The sequence below is a fragment of the Pseudobacillus badius genome (assembly GCF_002189605.1).
GTDB lineage: Bacteria > Bacillota > Bacilli > Bacillales > Domibacillaceae > Pseudobacillus > Pseudobacillus badius.
In genome coordinates this window covers 120,959-136,375 of sequence record NZ_MWMM01000007.1, presented here as the reverse complement: position 1 = coordinate 136,375, position 15,417 = coordinate 120,959, and the positions used below count along the sequence as shown (strand labels likewise).

Sequence of the window (15,417 nt, the reverse complement as noted above, 5' to 3'; positions counted from 1 at the left end):
AAAAAGAACTGTTCAGGAGGACTTTTTCATGTGCGAAGAACTTCGGCAGGAAATAGAGCGGCGTTTGCAGTCGCTCGTTGAAGGCAAGGCGGACAACGATCAGAAGCTGTTAAGGAAAAAAGCGCTGCTTGAGTCTAGAGGAAGCCGAATTCTCAAGGCAAAAGCGTTCGGCAACATTCTTTCCAACGAAGGAGAATGGACACGCTATCGCGTGCATTTCAAATATTTGATTCAGCAGGACAGCTATATTTACTTGGAAGAGGAAGTTGAGGAACGGACGGCCCGGATAGCCAATCAGGCGCTGATGGAAGATAAGGAGGCAGAGCCCCAGCTTATTCTGTCTGCAAATATGAAGGAGCTAGCCGAGTTCCCGGATGTTTTTGAGGGAAGGGGCGCCTTTCAGTATGACCGTCTGAAAGCTGTTCAATATGCCGAGCGCTGGTGGAACAGCTATAACCCGGCTTACCGGCAGTTTAGCGTAGACTGCACCAACTACATTTCTCAATGCCTCCATGCCGGGGGAGCGCCGATGACCGGTTACCCGGATAGAAGCCGCGGCTGGTGGGTCAGAAGCAATAATTGGAGCTATAGCTGGACGGTGGCACATGCCTTCCGCTGGTTTTTATCTTCGTCGAAAAGCGGGATGCAAACCTGCGAGGTGAGTGAACCAGAGCGGCTGCAGCCGGGAGATGTGATTTGCTATGACTTTCAAGGGGACGGGCGATTTGATCATTCAACCATCGTCACGGCCAAAGACAGCCGCGGCATGCCGCTTGTGAACGCCCATACGACCAACAGCCGCATGCGTTACTGGAGCTACGAAGATTCAACCGCTTATACGCCAGGCATTCAGTATAAGTTCTTTCAGATCAAAGATGGTTCTTCTTAAGCGTTTTCGCTATGATATAATAAATAGGTTACAGTTTAAATATGAGGTGAATAATTTTGTCTATTAACGTAGTACTTTACCAGCCTGAAATTCCGGCCAATACCGGAAATATTGCCAGAACATGCGCAGCTACCGACACAGTGCTTCATTTAATTCGCCCGCTTGGTTTTTCGACAGACGATAAAATGTTGCGCCGGGCAGGCTTGGATTATTGGCAGTTTGTAGAAGTTGTTTATTATGATTCCCTAGAGGAGTTTTATGAGAAGAATGCAGGTGGAGAATATTATTACTTAACCAAATTTGGCGAAAATAACTATGCCAATTTTGACTATAGCGATCCCGGGAAAAATCATTTCTTTATCTTCGGAAGAGAAACGACAGGATTGCCGAAAGAGATTATTAATGAAAATAAAGACCGTTGTTTGCGTATTCCGATGAATGGAAATGTAAGATCGTTAAATTTATCCAATACAGCGGCCATTTTGGTCTACGAAGCTCTGCGCCAGCAGAACTTCTTGAAATTATCTTAAGAAAAAAGCACTGCAGCCCGGCTGCAGTGCTTTTTTTGTGTTTATTAGGCACCTGGTTTATCTTCGTATCCAGCAGTGAAGATTGCGGCAAGGAAGGCAACGATCACGCCTAAAATGAGTAATAGATTCATTTTTCGTACCCCTTTCTTAAGAAGTCTTTTCCTGCACACTATTTTTATTATAGCTGAAAGCACCTGCAAAGAAAACGCCAACTTCTTTCAAATTAAGGACAATCTATGATTCCGCTTTTTCATTAGCATGTTAAGAGATGTACGGGCATAGGATTTAGTAATCGTTCTCTAATTACGCAAAAGCGGGAGGTCTATATGGATATCTTAAAAAAAGTCGAACAATACCGTGAAGAAGAAGAAAAATTAAAGTGGGAAGGCACTTTTGCGGAATACCTGGACATCGTCAAACAAAAGCCTTGGGTAGCCCAGTCAGCTCATTCTAGAATTTACCATATGATTAAAGACAAAGGAATTGAAACAGAACATGGCGCCAAAAAATACAGCTTTTTCAGCTCTGAGCTTTATGGGCTGGAAGAGGCACTGGAGCGCCTCGTAGAAGAATATTTCCACCCTGCAGCCAAACGGCTGGATGTGCGCAAGCGGATTTTATTGCTGATGGGACCGGTCAGCGGCGGGAAATCCACGCTTGTGGCTATCTTGAAAAAAGGAATGGAAGCTTATTCAAGAACAGAGAGAGGCGCTGTTTATGCGATTAAAGGCTGTCCGATGCATGAAGATCCGCTGCATCTAATTCCGGAACATTTACGGGGAGATTTCTATGAGGAATATGGCATTCGCATTGAAGGCAACTTGTCGCCGTTAAACATGATGAGATTGCAGGAAGAGTACAATGGACGGATTGAAGATGTAATGGTAGAGAGAATCTTTTTCTCAGAGGATAAGCGGGTGGGAGTCGGCACGTTTAGTCCATCCGATCCAAAATCTCAGGATATTGCCGATCTGACAGGCAGCATTGATTTCTCGACGATCGCCGAGTACGGTTCGGAATCTGATCCGCGCGCTTACCGGTTTGACGGGGAATTGAACAAAGCCAACCGAGGGCTTATGGAGTTTCAGGAGATGCTGAAATGCGATGAAAAGTTCTTGTGGCATTTACTTTCCTTAACCCAGGAAGGCAACTTTAAAGCCGGACGATTCGCTCTTATTTCCGCCGATGAATTAATTGTGGCTCATACAAATGAAACAGAATACCGTTCATTCATTTCCAACAAAAAGAACGAAGCGCTTCACTCCCGGATCATCGTTATGCCGATTCCGTACAATTTAAAGCTGTCGGAAGAAGAGAAAATCTACGAGAAAATGATTCGTGAAAGTGATGTGTCTGATGTCCATATCGCGCCGCATACGCTGAAAGTGGCTGCCATGTTCACGATTTTAACTCGCTTGAAGGAGCCGAAGCGCGGCGACATTGACCTTGTCAAAAAAATGAGGCTATATGACGGAGAAAGTGTAGAAGGATATAACTCCGCCGATGTCGACCAGCTGAAAAAGGAGTACCAGGATGAAGGAATGAGCGGCATTGATCCACGGTATGTCATTAACCGCATTTCATCTACAATCATTCGTAAAGAGGTAGCTTCCATTAATGCGCTTGATGTTCTCCGCTCCCTGAAAGAGGGACTCGATCAGCATCCGTCTATTTCAAACGAACAGAGAGAAAAGTATTTGAACTTTATTTCTGTCGCCAGAAAAGAATACGACAATATCGCCAAGAAAGAAGTGCAGAAAGCATTCGTTTATTCATATGAAGAATCAGCCAAAACGTTAATGGACAATTATTTAGACAACGTGGAGGCGTACTGCAATAAATCAAAAATGCGTGATCCGCTGACAGGAGAAGAAATCAATCCGGATGAAAAGCTGATGCGCTCCATTGAAGAGCAAATTGGCATTTCTGAAAACGCCAAGAAAGCATTCCGGGAAGAAATATTAATCAGAATTTCCGCATATGCCCGAAAAGGAAAACGATTCGACTACCATTCTCATGACCGCCTTCGGGAAGCCATTCAGAAAAAGCTGTTTGCTGACTTGAAGGATATTGTCAAAATTACCACTTCCACAAAAACTCCTGATGAACAGCAATTGAAGAAGATTAACGAAGTGGTGGCCCGCTTAATTGATGATTACGGTTATAATTCTGTATCAGCCAATGACCTGCTGCGCTATGTGGGCAGCCTGCTGAACAGATAGGAGAAGAGGCAGCCTTTTGGGCCGCCCTCTTTTTTCCTTTTCGATGGCAACGTTCGTACAACTGCACCCTGGCAGGCATACAATAAAATGAAGGAAAGGAGAGAGGATAGGAGATGAGTGAGCATCATGTATCCCGCGAAAATTGGTCTCTTCACCGCAAAGGATTTGATGATCAAGAACGGCACAAGGAAAAAGTGCAGGATGCCATAAAAAAGAACCTGCCTGATTTGGTGACGGAAGAAAGCATCATCATGTCAAATGGCGATGAAGTCATCAAAATTCCGATTCGCTCAATTGAAGAATATAAAATCCGATATAATTATGACAAAAACAAGCATGTGGGGCAGGGGGACGGCGACAGTCAAGTAGGGGATGTTATCGCCCGCGACGGCAGCCCTGCCGATGGCCCGGGAAAAGGAAGCGGTCCAGGCGATCAAGCCGGAGAAGATTACTATGAAGCAGAAGTTTCCTTTATGGATTTAGAAAAAGCCTTCTTCAGTGAACTGGCACTGCCTAACTTAAAACAAAAAGAGGAGGCGCCCTTTACTGTTGAAGATATAGAATATAACGACATTCGGAAAACGGGGTTAATGGGCAACGTTGATAAAAAGAAGACGCTGTTGTCTGCCTATAAGCGGAATGCTTTGACGGGTGAAGCGAAATTCCACCCGATTTTGCCTGAGGATTTAAAATTTCGAACATGGACGGAAATAGAGAAGCCGGAGTCCAAAGCGGTGATTCTGGCAATGATGGATACGAGCGGCTCTATGGGGGTCTGGGAGAAATATATGGCCAGAAGCTTCTTTTTCTGGATGGTCCGCTTTTTGCGGACAAAATACGAAACAGTAGATATTGAATTTATTGCCCATCATACCGAGGCCAAAGTAGTCAGTGAGGAGCATTTCTTTTCTAAAGGGGAAAGCGGGGGAACCATCTGTTCATCCGCCTATCGCATGGCACTGGAGCTGATCGAAGAGAAATATGATCCGGTCCGCTACAATATCTATCCGTTTCACTTTTCAGATGGCGATAATTTATCTTCTGATAACTTGCGCTGTGTCAAGCTTGTAGATGAGTTAATGGCTAAATCCAATATGTTTGGCTATGGCGAAGTCAATCAATACAATCGTAACAGCACGCTGATGAACTCTTATAAAAATATTAAAGACAACAAGTTCAGGCATTATATTTTAAGGCAAAAAGCAGATGTCTTTTATGCAATGAAAAGCTTCTTCGGAAAAGAAGAATAAACGAAGGTACCTTATTGAAGCAAAGCTTCTTGTTCAATAAGGTACTTTTTTTTGTTTAGTTCGCCTTGATCAGGAAATAAATAAAAAGAGCAAACAAAAGGAGCGATGGCTAAATGAATAAGAAGGATAGCAACTATCAAGAACGGGAAAATCTGTCTATTGAACAAAAGGAAAAGAAAAAGCGCGGGGAAGATATTGAACCGCAGCGTGAAGTCGACAAGCCGACGGCCCGTTCGGATTCGTAACATAGAGAAAGAAGCAAGTTATTAGCAAGCGGTCACCGGGTATAGGACGAAGAAGCCGATCAGAAGGAGGATGCATATGAAAGCCGTCACGTACCAGGGAGCGAAAGATGTACAAGTGAAAACGGTAGAAGACCCCGTTTTGAAGAAAAAAGATGATGTGATTGTCCGAATTACATCAACAGCGATTTGCGGATCAGATTTGCATCTTTATCAAGGAAATATGCCGCTGCGTCCGGGATATATTATCGGCCATGAACCAATGGGAATCGTTGAGGAGGTCGGCCCGGATGTGACCAGGGTGAAAAAAGGAGACAGAGTCGTCTTGCCGTTTAATGTTGCTTGCGGGCATTGCTATTACTGTCAGCATGATATGGAAAGCCAATGTGACAACTCCAACCCGCATAAGGATACAGGAGGATACTTTGGCTATACAGAGCAATATGGCGATCACCCGGGCGGCCAGGCAGAGTATTTGCGGGTGCCTTTCGGAAACTTCATGCCGTTTGTCGTGCCGGAATCATGTGAACTGGAGGACGAGGCCCTGCTATTTATGTCCGATGTTCTGCCGACAGCTTATTGGAGCATCGAGCATTCCGGTATGAAGCCTGGCGATACTGTCGTTGTGCTTGGGAGCGGTCCTGTCGGGTTGATGGCTCAAAAGTTTGCCTGGATGAAAGGAGCGAAGCGGGTCATTGCTGTTGATTATCTGCCTTACCGCTTGGAGCTTGCCAAAAAAATGAATAATGTGGAAGCGTATAATTTTTCCGAGTATCCTGAAATGGGAAAGCACTTGAAGGAAGTAACGAATGGCGGAGCAGATGTAGTCATTGATTGCGTCGGCATGGATGGAAAGAAATCGGCGATTGAGAAGATTGAACAAAAGCTGAAGCTGCAGGGAGGCACGTTAAGCGCCATCAATATTGCCAAAGATGCGGTCAGAAAATTCGGCACCGTTCAGCTGACAGGCGTATATGGCTTAATGTACAATATGTTTCCGCTCGGCAACTTCTTTGAAAGAAATGTGACACTGAAAATGGGACAGGCCCCGGTGATTCATTATATGCCTGAATTATTTGAGAAAATCACGGCCAATGAATTGAATCCGGCAGAAATTATTACTCATATTATGCCGCTTGATCAAGCACCGCTCGCTTATCAGATTTTTAACGATCATGAAGATGAGTGTATAAAAGTGGTATTGAAGCCTTAAAAGCCGGCATTTTCGCGCTCTTCCAAGTCCGGGGGGCCTGCTTTTTTCACTCTTGGAAAGCGAAACGCCTGGAATGGAAATCAGCTGTTCCCATTCATAAGCTAAATAAAAAAAGGCCTCAGACCCGCTCGCTTATCAGCGAGTTTGTCTGAAGCCCAAGAAGAAGCCGGATTTCGGCTTCTTCTTTTCTCATTCTATCCTTGATATTAGTGAGGCAAAAAGGCCAGCTGATAAAAGAACAGAATGGCAAAGATATAAACAAGCACGTGCACTTCACGGAATTTTCCGCGAACGACCTTCAACAGCGGATAGGAGATAAATCCAAGGGCGATACCCGTGGCGATACTGGACGTTAAAGGCATGCTCAAAATAATTAAAAATGCCGGGAATGCTTCATCCAGCTCGTTCCAAGTGATCTTGCCCACACTTTCCATCATTAAGCAGCCAACAATAATAAGGGCCGGAGCCGTAATTGCCGGCAAGCCCGATACCGCACTGACGAGCGGCCCAAAGAAGGCGGCCACCACAAACAGCGCGGCCACAACAACTGTCGTAAGACCTGTCCGTCCTCCGGCAGCAACTCCTGTAGAGGATTCAATATAAGCGCTTGTCGGACTTGTACCGAAGATGGAACCGGCAGTCGCGGCAACAGAATCGGCTAGAAGCGCCTGGCGCGCGCGAGGCAGTGTTTTGCCCTTCATCAATCCAGCTTGCTGGGCGACAGCAATCATCGTCCCGGTTGTATCAAAAATCGTCACCAGCAAGAAGGAAAATACGACCGCATATAAGTCATGCTGGATCACATCGCCGATAGCAGCCAGCGGGTTGGAGATAATGAGTCCTTCAGGCAGAGAGGGTGCTTCGATCACTTTGGTGATTTTCAGCTGGCCGGTAAAGTAAGCGATGATACTTGTAACCAGCATGCCAATAAACAATGCACCATTGACTCTTAATACCATCAATACAATCGTAATGGCCAGTCCCGCTAGAGCTAAGATCGCTTCAGGGCTATGCAGATCACCAAGCTTAACTAAGTTCTGCGGGTGGTCCGCAATCAATCCAGTCTGGCGCAGGCCGATAAAGGCAATAAACAGTCCGATTCCCGCTGTAATGCCGTGCTTCAAGTTATCAGGAATCGCAATAATTAATTTTTCGCGGAAAGGCGTAAGGGATAAAGCGATAAAGATCAGTCCGGCCACGAAAACAGCAGAGAAAGCAGTTGCATACGTAATGTCAGTATGAGAGCCGACAACAGAGTAAGCGAAGTAAGCATTCATCCCCATTCCAGGAGCGATCGCGATCGGATAGTTGGCCATCAGAGCCATCCATAGCGTACCAATGACAGTAGCGATGATCGTAGCAGTAAAGACTTGATCAAATGGGACTCCCGCATCTTTCAGGATAATCGGGTTAACAACAACGATATAAACCATTGTTAAAAAGGTCGTCAAACCAGCGATAATTTCTTTTTTTGTATTTGTTCCATTTTCCTGTAATTTAAACATTGGAAACCTCCAAAATACGAACATTAAAAACCACACTTAATATAATATTCGTTTTGATAACCTGATGCAATAGGAAAATAGAAAGCCTTCGCTTTTTAACCGTCAAGAGGCTCTTCAGCAGGGGCGGCAGGCAAGCGAAAGCCTTCCAGCGTTTTCATTGAGCTGGGCGGGATATCCGGTTAAGATAGAATTAATAGCGGGCGCATCGTGTAAAGAAAGGACATCGGAAAGGAGAAGACCTATGCCTGGAAGCAAGCAAGAAAAGATACTGATTATTTTAATGTTTGTAATCGCTTTGGTTTTATTTTTAAATATATTGAGGAAATACGTGCTTTAATAAGAGGCTTTAATGCAGCCAGTTAAAAAAAGCTGTTCCGCAACTTGATTGCGGAACAGCTTTTTTATAGGAACAAATTAAGAATAAAATAAGTTAAGCCGGCAATAGCTGCAGAAATCGGCAGCGTAATCACCCACGTAATCAGCATGCGCTGCGCTGTTCCCCATTTGACCCCGCGAATCCGGTGGGAAGCGCCGACCCCTAAAATGGAAGACGAAATGACGTGTGTAGTACTGACCGGCAAGTGAATAAACGTTGCACTGAAGATAATAGCGGCTGAGGTTAAATCGGCTGCCACTCCATTCACCGGGCGGATTTTCATGATCTTTCCGCCAACCGTTTTAATGATCTTCCAGCCCCCGATGGATGTTCCAAGTCCCATAGCGGCCGCACAAGAAAATTGCACCCAAAATTGAATGTCAGTCGTTGATTGATAGTTGTTGGCAATCAGCGCCATAGTAATGATCCCCATCGCTTTTTGGGCATCGTTTGTTCCATGTGTATAAGACTGCAAAGCCGCCGTCGCGATTTGAAAGTGGCGGAAGCGGCGATTCGTTTTTGGAAGGTTGTTGTCCTTAAAGACGACTTTGAATATGCTGTAAATAATAAAGCCGCCGATGAAAGCAATGATCGGTGAAAGAATCAGCGCTTGGATGATTTTAAGGAAACCGCCGTAATTTAAAACGCCCACACCGGCTGCTGCGATGGCTGCCCCGGCGATCGAACCGATCAAGGCATGGGAAGAGCTGCTCGGAATCCCGTAATACCACGTAATTAAATTCCATAAGATAGCGGAAATTAAAGCGGCCAGGATAACGGTTGAACCGTTCTGCAGCATGAAGGGATCAACGATATCTTTCGTGATCGTCTTGGCCACTCCGGTAAAAGTCATGGCGCCTAAAAAGTTCATGGTAGCTGCTAAAATAATAGCATGGCGCGGCTTCAAGGCTTTGGTGGAAACCGAAGTAGCAATAGCATTCGCTGTGTCATGGAAGCCGTTAATAAAATCAAACGATAAAGCGCAAACAACGATCAGTACAGTAATCATAAGTAAAGAATCCATAAATAAGGCGCTCCTTAAGCGTTTTTCATGATGATAGTTTCCAGAGTATTAGCCACGTCCTGGCAAAAATCAGCAATTTGCTCCAAGCTCTCGTAAATTTCTTTCAGCTTAATCAGCTGAATCGGATCCTTCTCTGTCACAAAGAGATGTTTAATGGACTGGCGGCGGACGCCGTCACAAGTGGTTTCATAATCTTTAATTTTAATGACATGTTCGCGGATAGACAGCAGCTTTTTCGTTTCCAGCAATTCAACAGCCCGCTCAATTTCAGCGGCACAACTCCGGATCGCTTCAACGAACTTGACCATATATTCATCAGCATTGATGATGGAGTACATTTCAAACATCGCCGCTGTTTCTTCTAAGCCATCAAGGACATCATCCATGCTCATCGCAAGTGCCAAAATGTCTTCCCGCTCGATTGGCGTGATAAACGACTGATTTAATTCTTTAATGACTTCATGAATTAATTCATCGCCTTTGGTCTCGAACGTTTTCATTTCGTTGTAAAAGATTTTCAAGTCGCTGGCGTTCTGTAGCTTATAGTCAGCAAAGTAATTGGCACTTTCCTTCAAATTAACTGCAATTGAATTAAGCAAGACAGTAAATTTATCCTTCTTTTGTTTAAACAATTTGAAAAGCCTCCTAATTATAAAAAAATGGCTAACAGCACTATTTTACTTGAATAGAGCAGAAGAAAAAAGAGTTTGTCGAAAAAAGGCAGAAAAAAATTATCAACTTCAGCAGCTATTAAGATGGAAATAGTCGCTTCCGCTTTTATTTGGCGGTAAAATAAAAACAAAGTCGAAAGGAGGAATCAAAATGAAAGTTGCTGTGAACTTGCAGGATACGTTGACATTAAACAATGGACTGGCTATGCCGCAGGTAGGTCTGGGCGTATACAAAATGACGGATGAAATCGAGGCCAGCTTTGCCATTCAGTCGGCACTGCGCATGGGATACCGGCTGATTGATACGGCATCTCTGTATGAAAATGAGCAGATCGTTGGTGATGCTGTCAAAGAAAGCAGCCTCCGCCGTGATGAAGTCTTCCTTACGACAAAGGTGTGGAACAGCGATCAAGGATATGATCAAACGCTGAAAGCCTTTGAAACCTCATTGAACAAGCTGCAAACAAGCTATTTGGATCTGTATTTGATTCATTGGCCTGGAAGAGAGAAAGAGAAATACCGGGAAACATGGCGGGCATTCGAACGGTTATATAGTGAAGGAGCTGTCAAAGCGATCGGTGTATGCAACTTCCAGGTTCATCACCTAGAAGATCTGCTTGCTGTCTGCAATGAAGCCCCGGCAGTCAATCAAATTGAAAACCATCCGTACTTGACCCAGGAAGAAGTGAGAGCGTATTGCCGGGAAAAAAACATTATCGCAGAAGCTTGGTCGCCGATTGCCCGCAACAAGCTCGCCAGTGAACCGACGCTTAACCATATCGCCAAAAAACATGGTAAATCTGTTTCGCAAGTTATTTTGCGCTGGCATCTGCAAAACGGAACCGTCGTGATTCCGAAGTCTGTTCACCCTGAGCGAATTAAAGAAAACAGCGAACTTTTTGATTTTCAGCTGTCTCTGGAAGATATGAAAAACATTAACGCCTTAAACAAAGGGGAAAGGTTTGGCCCTGATCCTGATGAATTTAATAATGGATTTTAGAATTAAGAGAGCCAGCCGCTTAGGCATACCTGCTGGAGCCGTTTCGAGCTCCAGCAGATTATTTGCAATATCCGATTCCTTACTCAAAGAGTGAGCGGATGTCGTCCGGAACAGCGGATTGGCAAGTCAGCGTTTCCCCGGTAAACGGGTGCGGAATTTCAATTTCTGCCGCATGAAGCGCCTGCCTGTGAACGGTCGGCTTTCCTCCGTAAAGAAGGTCGCCGGCAAGAGGATGGCCAATGGCAGAAAAGTGGACGCGGATTTGGTGCGTACGTCCGGTCGCCAGCTGGCACTTTACGATAGACAGCTGGCGGCTTTTATTATGCTTCAGCACTTCAAAGCGGGTGAGTGCCGGCTGTCCGGATTTTGACACGCGCCTTTTCGTCGGGTGATGCCTGTCCCTTCCAATCGGTTCATTAATCGTTCCTTGAGCTTTTCGCAGGATGCCATGAACAGCGGCGACATATGTTCGTTTAATCAGCCGGTTTTCTAATAAGCGGGAAAGGACAGTGTACGCTGCTTCATGTTTCGCGAATAGAACCACGCCGCTTGTCTGTTCATCCAGGCGGTGAACGTGGCGGATAAAGCTTCTGTCGCCGGCTGATTGCAGATGATAGGCAGCCGCGTTCAGCAGCGAGCCGTTTTCTTGCTCGTCGTTAGGGTGCGTTTTCACTCCTGCGGGCTTATCCACAACCAGTAAATGATCGTCTTCATATAAGATGGCAATGTCAAGGTATGAAGGAGCAGGAGCTTCCCCGATATAACGGAACAGGGGAATATGCAAAACATCGCCTTCCTGAAGAGGCGTTTGCCAACTTAAGGATTGACCGTTTACTTGAACCGCTTTTTCCATTCGCCACTGATGAATCATTTTTTTAGAAAGCTGCCACTCATTTTTTAAAATAAAGTCCACTGTTTTGCCGCTCCATTCTTTAGGAAGGCTCAGCTCATAAACAGGGCCTTTTCGTTTCGTCTTATACAAAATGTTCCCACCTTTCATCTATCTTATCCCATTTCACAAAATTACCAACGTTATTAAATAGGTTATATGTTATCCTTGAATTATCTATCATATGATGAATCAGATATAGCAGGGAAGGTGTTTTTTTGAAAGTAATTATTGCCTCCACTATTGAACAAGAAGAGAGAATCAAGGAGTTAGTCGGGCAGTTGAAAGAAGAAATATTCCCGCGCTTCTTTGAAAAGGAACAATTGCAGTCTATGTATGATTTCGGCATATTGCAATTGACAGAATATCACTTTCAGCGTTTTGACAATCTTCAAGATGCTTTTCAAGTGATTTCCAGCCTCCAGACGATTATATCTATCCTTGAAACAGACGAGCCTGCTGAGTTACCTGTGCACTATCAGGAAATGTTTGAAAGAAACACGCTGATTTTGCAGGAGTTTGATATTGATTTCCCTTTCTTTCTCAGCCACTTCACGAACAAAAAAACCCCTGCATCCTATTTAGCCTTCGCCATACCGGCCAATACGTACTTAATTTAAGCCTTCTGCTCAGCTGGAAGGCTTTTTTCATTTATGACAAAATAATCCCCTGCCGTTGCAGGCAGGGGGATAAGGCTATTTGTCTTTATATTTGTCCAAGAATTGCGCCAATGCTTCTTCGGGCTGGCCGCCGACAAGGCGTTCTTGCTCCACGCCGTTTTTAAAATAAATAAGAGTCGGCGTCCATTCGATTTGATAAGGGGCTCCTTCTTTTTCAAATTCAAGCAGGTTAAATTGCTTAATATCAACATCCTTCTCTTTAGCCAGCGGCATCAGCACCGGTGTTGTCGCTTTGCAATGAGAACATGTCGGGCTGTAAAAATAAACAAACAGATCTTCGCCGTTTTTCAGCTTTTTGTCGAGCTCGTCCGGCAGGATCAGGTTGCTGTAATTCGGGTCATCCAGCTGTTTAATCGTTTCAGGGTGAAGCTCTTTTTTGCCGTAAGGATTGTCCTTAGCGGCTTGATTTTGCTGGTATTTTGTAATAAATACAATTCCGCCAAATAAAACTAAAACAACAGCTGCAAAAATAATGATTTTTTTCATGCTAAGCCACTTCCTTTCCTTTAATTACGAGCAGGCTGGCTGTGAAAATAATAATGAATGCTGTAAGCGCCAGAAAAGGGATGGTAATAAAACCAAACCAGTTAATGTACATGCCTGTACAAGGCACCCTGCCGCATGCCGGAGCTGTATTGGTCAAAAAATCAACTTTTTGAATGGCATAATGGTAAAGGGAAATACATCCTCCAACAGCTGAAAGGGCCAATGAATAACGGGCGGCTGCTGTATCTTTCTTGATGATGGCAAGGCCGAGAATGAGGACGAGCGGGTACATCAGGATTCTCTGGTACCAGCAAAGCTCGCAAGGCTCGTATTTCATCACTTCAGAAAAATACAAGCTGCCAAGCATCGCAATAAAGGAAGCTCCCCAAGCGATGAAAAGCAGATTTTCTTTTTTCATACGTTCTCCTTCTTTGTATAAATTTCTCTAGATGATTATAGTATTAGCCGCAGAAGAAAGTAAAATAATCAGCATGCAGAAAACAGAACCTCATTAAAAAGCAGCTGGAAAGAATGATGAACACTCTTCCCAGCTGCTTGTCACTGGTGGAATTTTCCTAGGCATTTAATGAATTGGCATGTTCTACATAGTGGAACAATGTATAAAAAGTTTTTTCCACAGCAGAATAGGAATTAGGGAAGGAGCGGGCGTGAAGAAAGTGTTCAATTTTCTTCGACAGCAAATGATCTTTCGTCCGCACCATTAAAATGAGCAGGTTTGTCCAATCTGAGCGATGGACATAGTACAGAACACGGTCATAATCTGTATAATCCATTGCTTATCTCCCCTCCATTAGAGGACTATCTATAGTATATGTCCCTGCCGATAAAACTCTCACTGTAAATAATGGGATGGCAGCCGGTTGAAAATAGCAGGCGGATTTTGGGAAAAGGGGTATGACCTTTTGCTTTTTTTCATAAGTATTTGTTAAAGGGCAAAAGGGGGAAAGCAAAAATGAATGAGGCAGAAATGAAGGACCTTCAGTATGCCATTGATGAAATTACTGAAATTGCGACGGGATTCGGCCTTGATTTTTATCCAATGAGATATGAAATTTGCCCGGCGGAAATTATTTATACGTTTGGCGCTTACGGGATGCCGACAAGGTTTTCCCATTGGAGTTTCGGCAAACAATTTTTCAAAATGAAACTGCAGTATGATCTAGGCCTTAGTAAAATATATGAGCTCGTCATTAACTCTAATCCATGCTACGCGTTCTTGCTTGACACGAATTCATTGATTCAAAATAAGCTGATCGTCGCTCATGTGCTTGCCCACTGCGATTTCTTCAAAAATAATGTCCGGTTCCAGCAAACGAACCGTCATATGGTGGAAAGTATGGCAGCGACAGCTGACAGAATACGCCAGTATGAAATCGATCACGGCAAGGAAACCGTAGAAGAATTTCTGGATGCGGTGCTGGCGATTGAAGAACATATCGATCCATCGCTTTTGCGGAGACAGCTGAATTGGCAGACCGAGGAAGAAGAGCTGAAAACAGAAAAGAGAAAAGGACCGTACGATGATCTTTGGCGGCTTGATGAAGCAGCAACTGTCGATTTGGTGCCGAAGAAGATGAAAAAAACAATTCCGCCGCGCCCTGAAAAAGATGTGATGCTGTTCATTGAACAGTACAGCCGGGAACTGGAGGACTGGCAGCGAGACATCATGACGATGGTCCGCGAAGAAATGCTTTATTTTTGGCCGCAGCTGGAAACAAAGATCATGAACGAAGGCTGGGCTTCTTATTGGCACCAGCGCATCATGCGTGAGCTGGATTTAACATCAGGAGAAGCGATTGAATTTGCCAAATTAAATGCCGGTGTCATCCAGCCGTCCCGGACGTCCATCAATCCTTATTATTTAGGATTGAAAATGTTTGAGGATATTGAAGAGCGTTACAATCATCCGACGGAAGAAATGAAGCGCCACGGAGTCAAGCCAGGGTCCGGACGGGAGAAGATGTTTGAAGTCCGGGAAATTGAATCTGATATTTCTTTTTTGCGCAATTATTTAACGAAAGACTTAGTTTTGAGAGAAGACATGTATTTATTTCAGAAAAAAGGGAAAGACTACAAGATAACCGATAAAGAATGGACAAACGTCCGTGATCAGCTTGTCAGTATGAGGGTCAACGGAGGATTCCCTTACTTGACCGTAAATGACGGCGATTACATGAAAGCCGGAGAGCTGTATATTAAACATTGGTACGAAGGCATTGAATTGGATCTGAAGTATCTAGAAAAAGTGTTGCCGCATTTATACACACTTTGGGGAAGAACGGTTCACTTGGAGACAATGGTAGAAGACCGCGAAATCCTCTTTAGCTTCAGCGGCCATAAAGTGCAGCGCAAATATTTGTAGCAAGCGGGTGTCCGGATTTCCCGGCCGCCCGTTTTTATTGTGCGCCCATTTCTGCCA

The 15,417-nt window shown here is 44.4% G+C and carries 16 protein-coding genes; 9 read left to right on the top strand and 7 right to left on the bottom strand.

Translation table 11 applies throughout. The features are described from left to right. Window positions 1–28: 28 nt before the first annotated feature. From B1A98_RS13120 to B1A98_RS13095, 6 genes are all read left to right on the top strand, one after another. Window positions 29–889 (top strand): amidase domain-containing protein, encoded by an 861-nt coding sequence (locus B1A98_RS13120; protein WP_063383864.1) that lies wholly within the window; start codon window positions 29–31, stop codon window positions 887–889. 56 nt (window positions 890–945) lie between these two features. Further along, window positions 946–1,419, top strand: a complete 474-nt coding sequence (gene trmL, locus B1A98_RS13115; protein WP_041099052.1) for a tRNA (uridine(34)/cytosine(34)/5-carboxymethylaminomethyluridine(34)-2'-O)-methyltransferase TrmL — start codon at window positions 946–948, stop codon at window positions 1,417–1,419. Window positions 1,420–1,745: 326 nt separating this feature from the next. After that, window positions 1,746–3,641: a PrkA family serine protein kinase gene (locus tag B1A98_RS13110; protein WP_063383865.1), complete on the top strand. Its 1,896-nt coding sequence runs from the start codon at window positions 1,746–1,748 to the stop codon at window positions 3,639–3,641. 113 nt (window positions 3,642–3,754) lie between these two features. Further along, window positions 3,755–4,891: a sporulation protein YhbH gene (yhbH, locus tag B1A98_RS13105; protein ID WP_063383866.1), complete on the top strand. Its 1,137-nt coding sequence runs from the start codon at window positions 3,755–3,757 to the stop codon at window positions 4,889–4,891. A 113-nt stretch (window positions 4,892–5,004) separates the two neighbouring features. Continuing rightward, complete coding sequence (locus B1A98_RS13100; RefSeq protein WP_087903765.1) at window positions 5,005–5,136, top strand: 3-methyladenine DNA glycosylase; 132 nt, start codon at window positions 5,005–5,007, stop codon at window positions 5,134–5,136. A 76-nt stretch (window positions 5,137–5,212) separates the two neighbouring features. Next, window positions 5,213–6,346 (top strand): zinc-dependent alcohol dehydrogenase, encoded by a 1,134-nt coding sequence (locus tag B1A98_RS13095; RefSeq protein ID WP_063383867.1) that lies wholly within the window; start codon window positions 5,213–5,215, stop codon window positions 6,344–6,346. Between the two features lie 206 nt (window positions 6,347–6,552). Here the strand turns inward: B1A98_RS13095 and B1A98_RS13085 are convergent, their stop codons facing one another. The 3 genes from B1A98_RS13085 to B1A98_RS13075 all read right to left on the bottom strand — a co-directional run bounded on the left by B1A98_RS13085 (window position 6,553) and on the right by B1A98_RS13075 (window position 9,883). Beyond that, the gene (locus tag B1A98_RS13085) at window positions 6,553–7,851 is read right to left on the bottom strand and encodes an NCS2 family permease (RefSeq protein ID WP_063383869.1); all 1,299 of its coding nucleotides are present in this window, start codon (window positions 7,849–7,851) and stop codon (window positions 6,553–6,555) included. A 401-nt stretch (window positions 7,852–8,252) separates the two neighbouring features. Beyond that, the gene (locus tag B1A98_RS13080; protein ID WP_041099064.1) at window positions 8,253–9,251 is read right to left on the bottom strand and encodes an inorganic phosphate transporter; all 999 of its coding nucleotides are present in this window, start codon (window positions 9,249–9,251) and stop codon (window positions 8,253–8,255) included. Window positions 9,252–9,265: 14 nt separating this feature from the next. Beyond that, window positions 9,266–9,883, bottom strand: coding sequence for a DUF47 domain-containing protein (locus B1A98_RS13075; RefSeq protein WP_041099066.1), 618 nt, complete (start codon window positions 9,881–9,883; stop codon window positions 9,266–9,268). Window positions 9,884–10,073: 190 nt separating this feature from the next. Between B1A98_RS13075 and B1A98_RS13070 the strand changes: the two genes are divergently transcribed. After that, window positions 10,074–10,922 (top strand): aldo/keto reductase, encoded by an 849-nt coding sequence (locus B1A98_RS13070; RefSeq protein ID WP_063383870.1) that lies wholly within the window; start codon window positions 10,074–10,076, stop codon window positions 10,920–10,922. A gap of 79 nt (window positions 10,923–11,001) precedes the next feature. Here B1A98_RS13070 and B1A98_RS13065 read toward each other — a convergent pair whose 3' ends face one another. Then, a complete protein-coding gene (locus B1A98_RS13065; protein ID WP_240492409.1) occupies window positions 11,002–11,904 on the bottom strand; it encodes an RluA family pseudouridine synthase in 903 nt (300 codons plus the stop codon). 125 nt (window positions 11,905–12,029) lie between these two features. On the opposite strand from B1A98_RS13065, the gene B1A98_RS13060 reads away from it, so the two are divergent. Beyond that, window positions 12,030–12,431 (top strand): DUF5365 family protein, encoded by a 402-nt coding sequence (locus tag B1A98_RS13060; protein ID WP_063383872.1) that lies wholly within the window; start codon window positions 12,030–12,032, stop codon window positions 12,429–12,431. Between the two features lie 75 nt (window positions 12,432–12,506). Here B1A98_RS13060 and B1A98_RS13055 read toward each other — a convergent pair whose 3' ends face one another. From B1A98_RS13055 to B1A98_RS13045, 3 genes are all read right to left on the bottom strand, one after another. Next, complete coding sequence (locus B1A98_RS13055; RefSeq protein WP_063383873.1) at window positions 12,507–12,977, bottom strand: thioredoxin family protein; 471 nt, start codon at window positions 12,975–12,977, stop codon at window positions 12,507–12,509. Between the two features lies 1 nt (window position 12,978). Further along, entirely contained in the window at window positions 12,979–13,395 is a 417-nt protein-coding gene (locus tag B1A98_RS13050; protein WP_063383874.1) for a disulfide formation protein C, read from the bottom strand. Between the two features lie 157 nt (window positions 13,396–13,552). Next, the gene (locus B1A98_RS13045) at window positions 13,553–13,771 is read right to left on the bottom strand and encodes a YhdB family protein (protein WP_041099076.1); all 219 of its coding nucleotides are present in this window, start codon (window positions 13,769–13,771) and stop codon (window positions 13,553–13,555) included. A 179-nt stretch (window positions 13,772–13,950) separates the two neighbouring features. Between B1A98_RS13045 and B1A98_RS13040 the strand changes: the two genes are divergently transcribed. Further along, complete coding sequence (locus tag B1A98_RS13040) at window positions 13,951–15,360, top strand: SpoVR family protein (protein ID WP_063383875.1); 1,410 nt, start codon at window positions 13,951–13,953, stop codon at window positions 15,358–15,360. The last annotated feature ends 57 nt before the right edge of the window (window positions 15,361–15,417 follow it).

Bases quoted from the DNA above. Each gene is read 5' to 3' on its own strand.
- B1A98_RS13120 (WP_063383864.1), top strand. From the start codon at position 29: ATGTGCGAAGAACTTCGGCAGGAAATAGAGCGGCGTTTGCAGTCGCTC.
- B1A98_RS13110 (WP_063383865.1), top strand. From the start codon at position 1,746: ATGGATATCTTAAAAAAAGTCGAACAATACCGTGAAGAAGAAGAAAAA.
- yhbH (WP_063383866.1), top strand. From the start codon at position 3,755: ATGAGTGAGCATCATGTATCCCGCGAAAATTGGTCTCTTCACCGCAAA.
- B1A98_RS13100 (WP_087903765.1), top strand. From the start codon at position 5,005: ATGAATAAGAAGGATAGCAACTATCAAGAACGGGAAAATCTGTCTATT.
- B1A98_RS13095 (WP_063383867.1), top strand. From the start codon at position 5,213: ATGAAAGCCGTCACGTACCAGGGAGCGAAAGATGTACAAGTGAAAACG.
- B1A98_RS13085 (WP_063383869.1), bottom strand. From the start codon at position 7,851: ATGTTTAAATTACAGGAAAATGGAACAAATACAAAAAAAGAAATTATC.
- B1A98_RS13080 (WP_041099064.1), bottom strand. From the start codon at position 9,251: ATGGATTCTTTACTTATGATTACTGTACTGATCGTTGTTTGCGCTTTA.
- B1A98_RS13070 (WP_063383870.1), top strand. From the start codon at position 10,074: ATGAAAGTTGCTGTGAACTTGCAGGATACGTTGACATTAAACAATGGA.
- B1A98_RS13055 (WP_063383873.1), bottom strand. From the start codon at position 12,977: ATGAAAAAAATCATTATTTTTGCAGCTGTTGTTTTAGTTTTATTTGGC.
- B1A98_RS13050 (WP_063383874.1), bottom strand. From the start codon at position 13,395: ATGAAAAAAGAAAATCTGCTTTTCATCGCTTGGGGAGCTTCCTTTATT.
- B1A98_RS13045 (WP_041099076.1), bottom strand. From the start codon at position 13,771: ATGGATTATACAGATTATGACCGTGTTCTGTACTATGTCCATCGCTCA.
- B1A98_RS13040 (WP_063383875.1), top strand. From the start codon at position 13,951: ATGAATGAGGCAGAAATGAAGGACCTTCAGTATGCCATTGATGAAATT.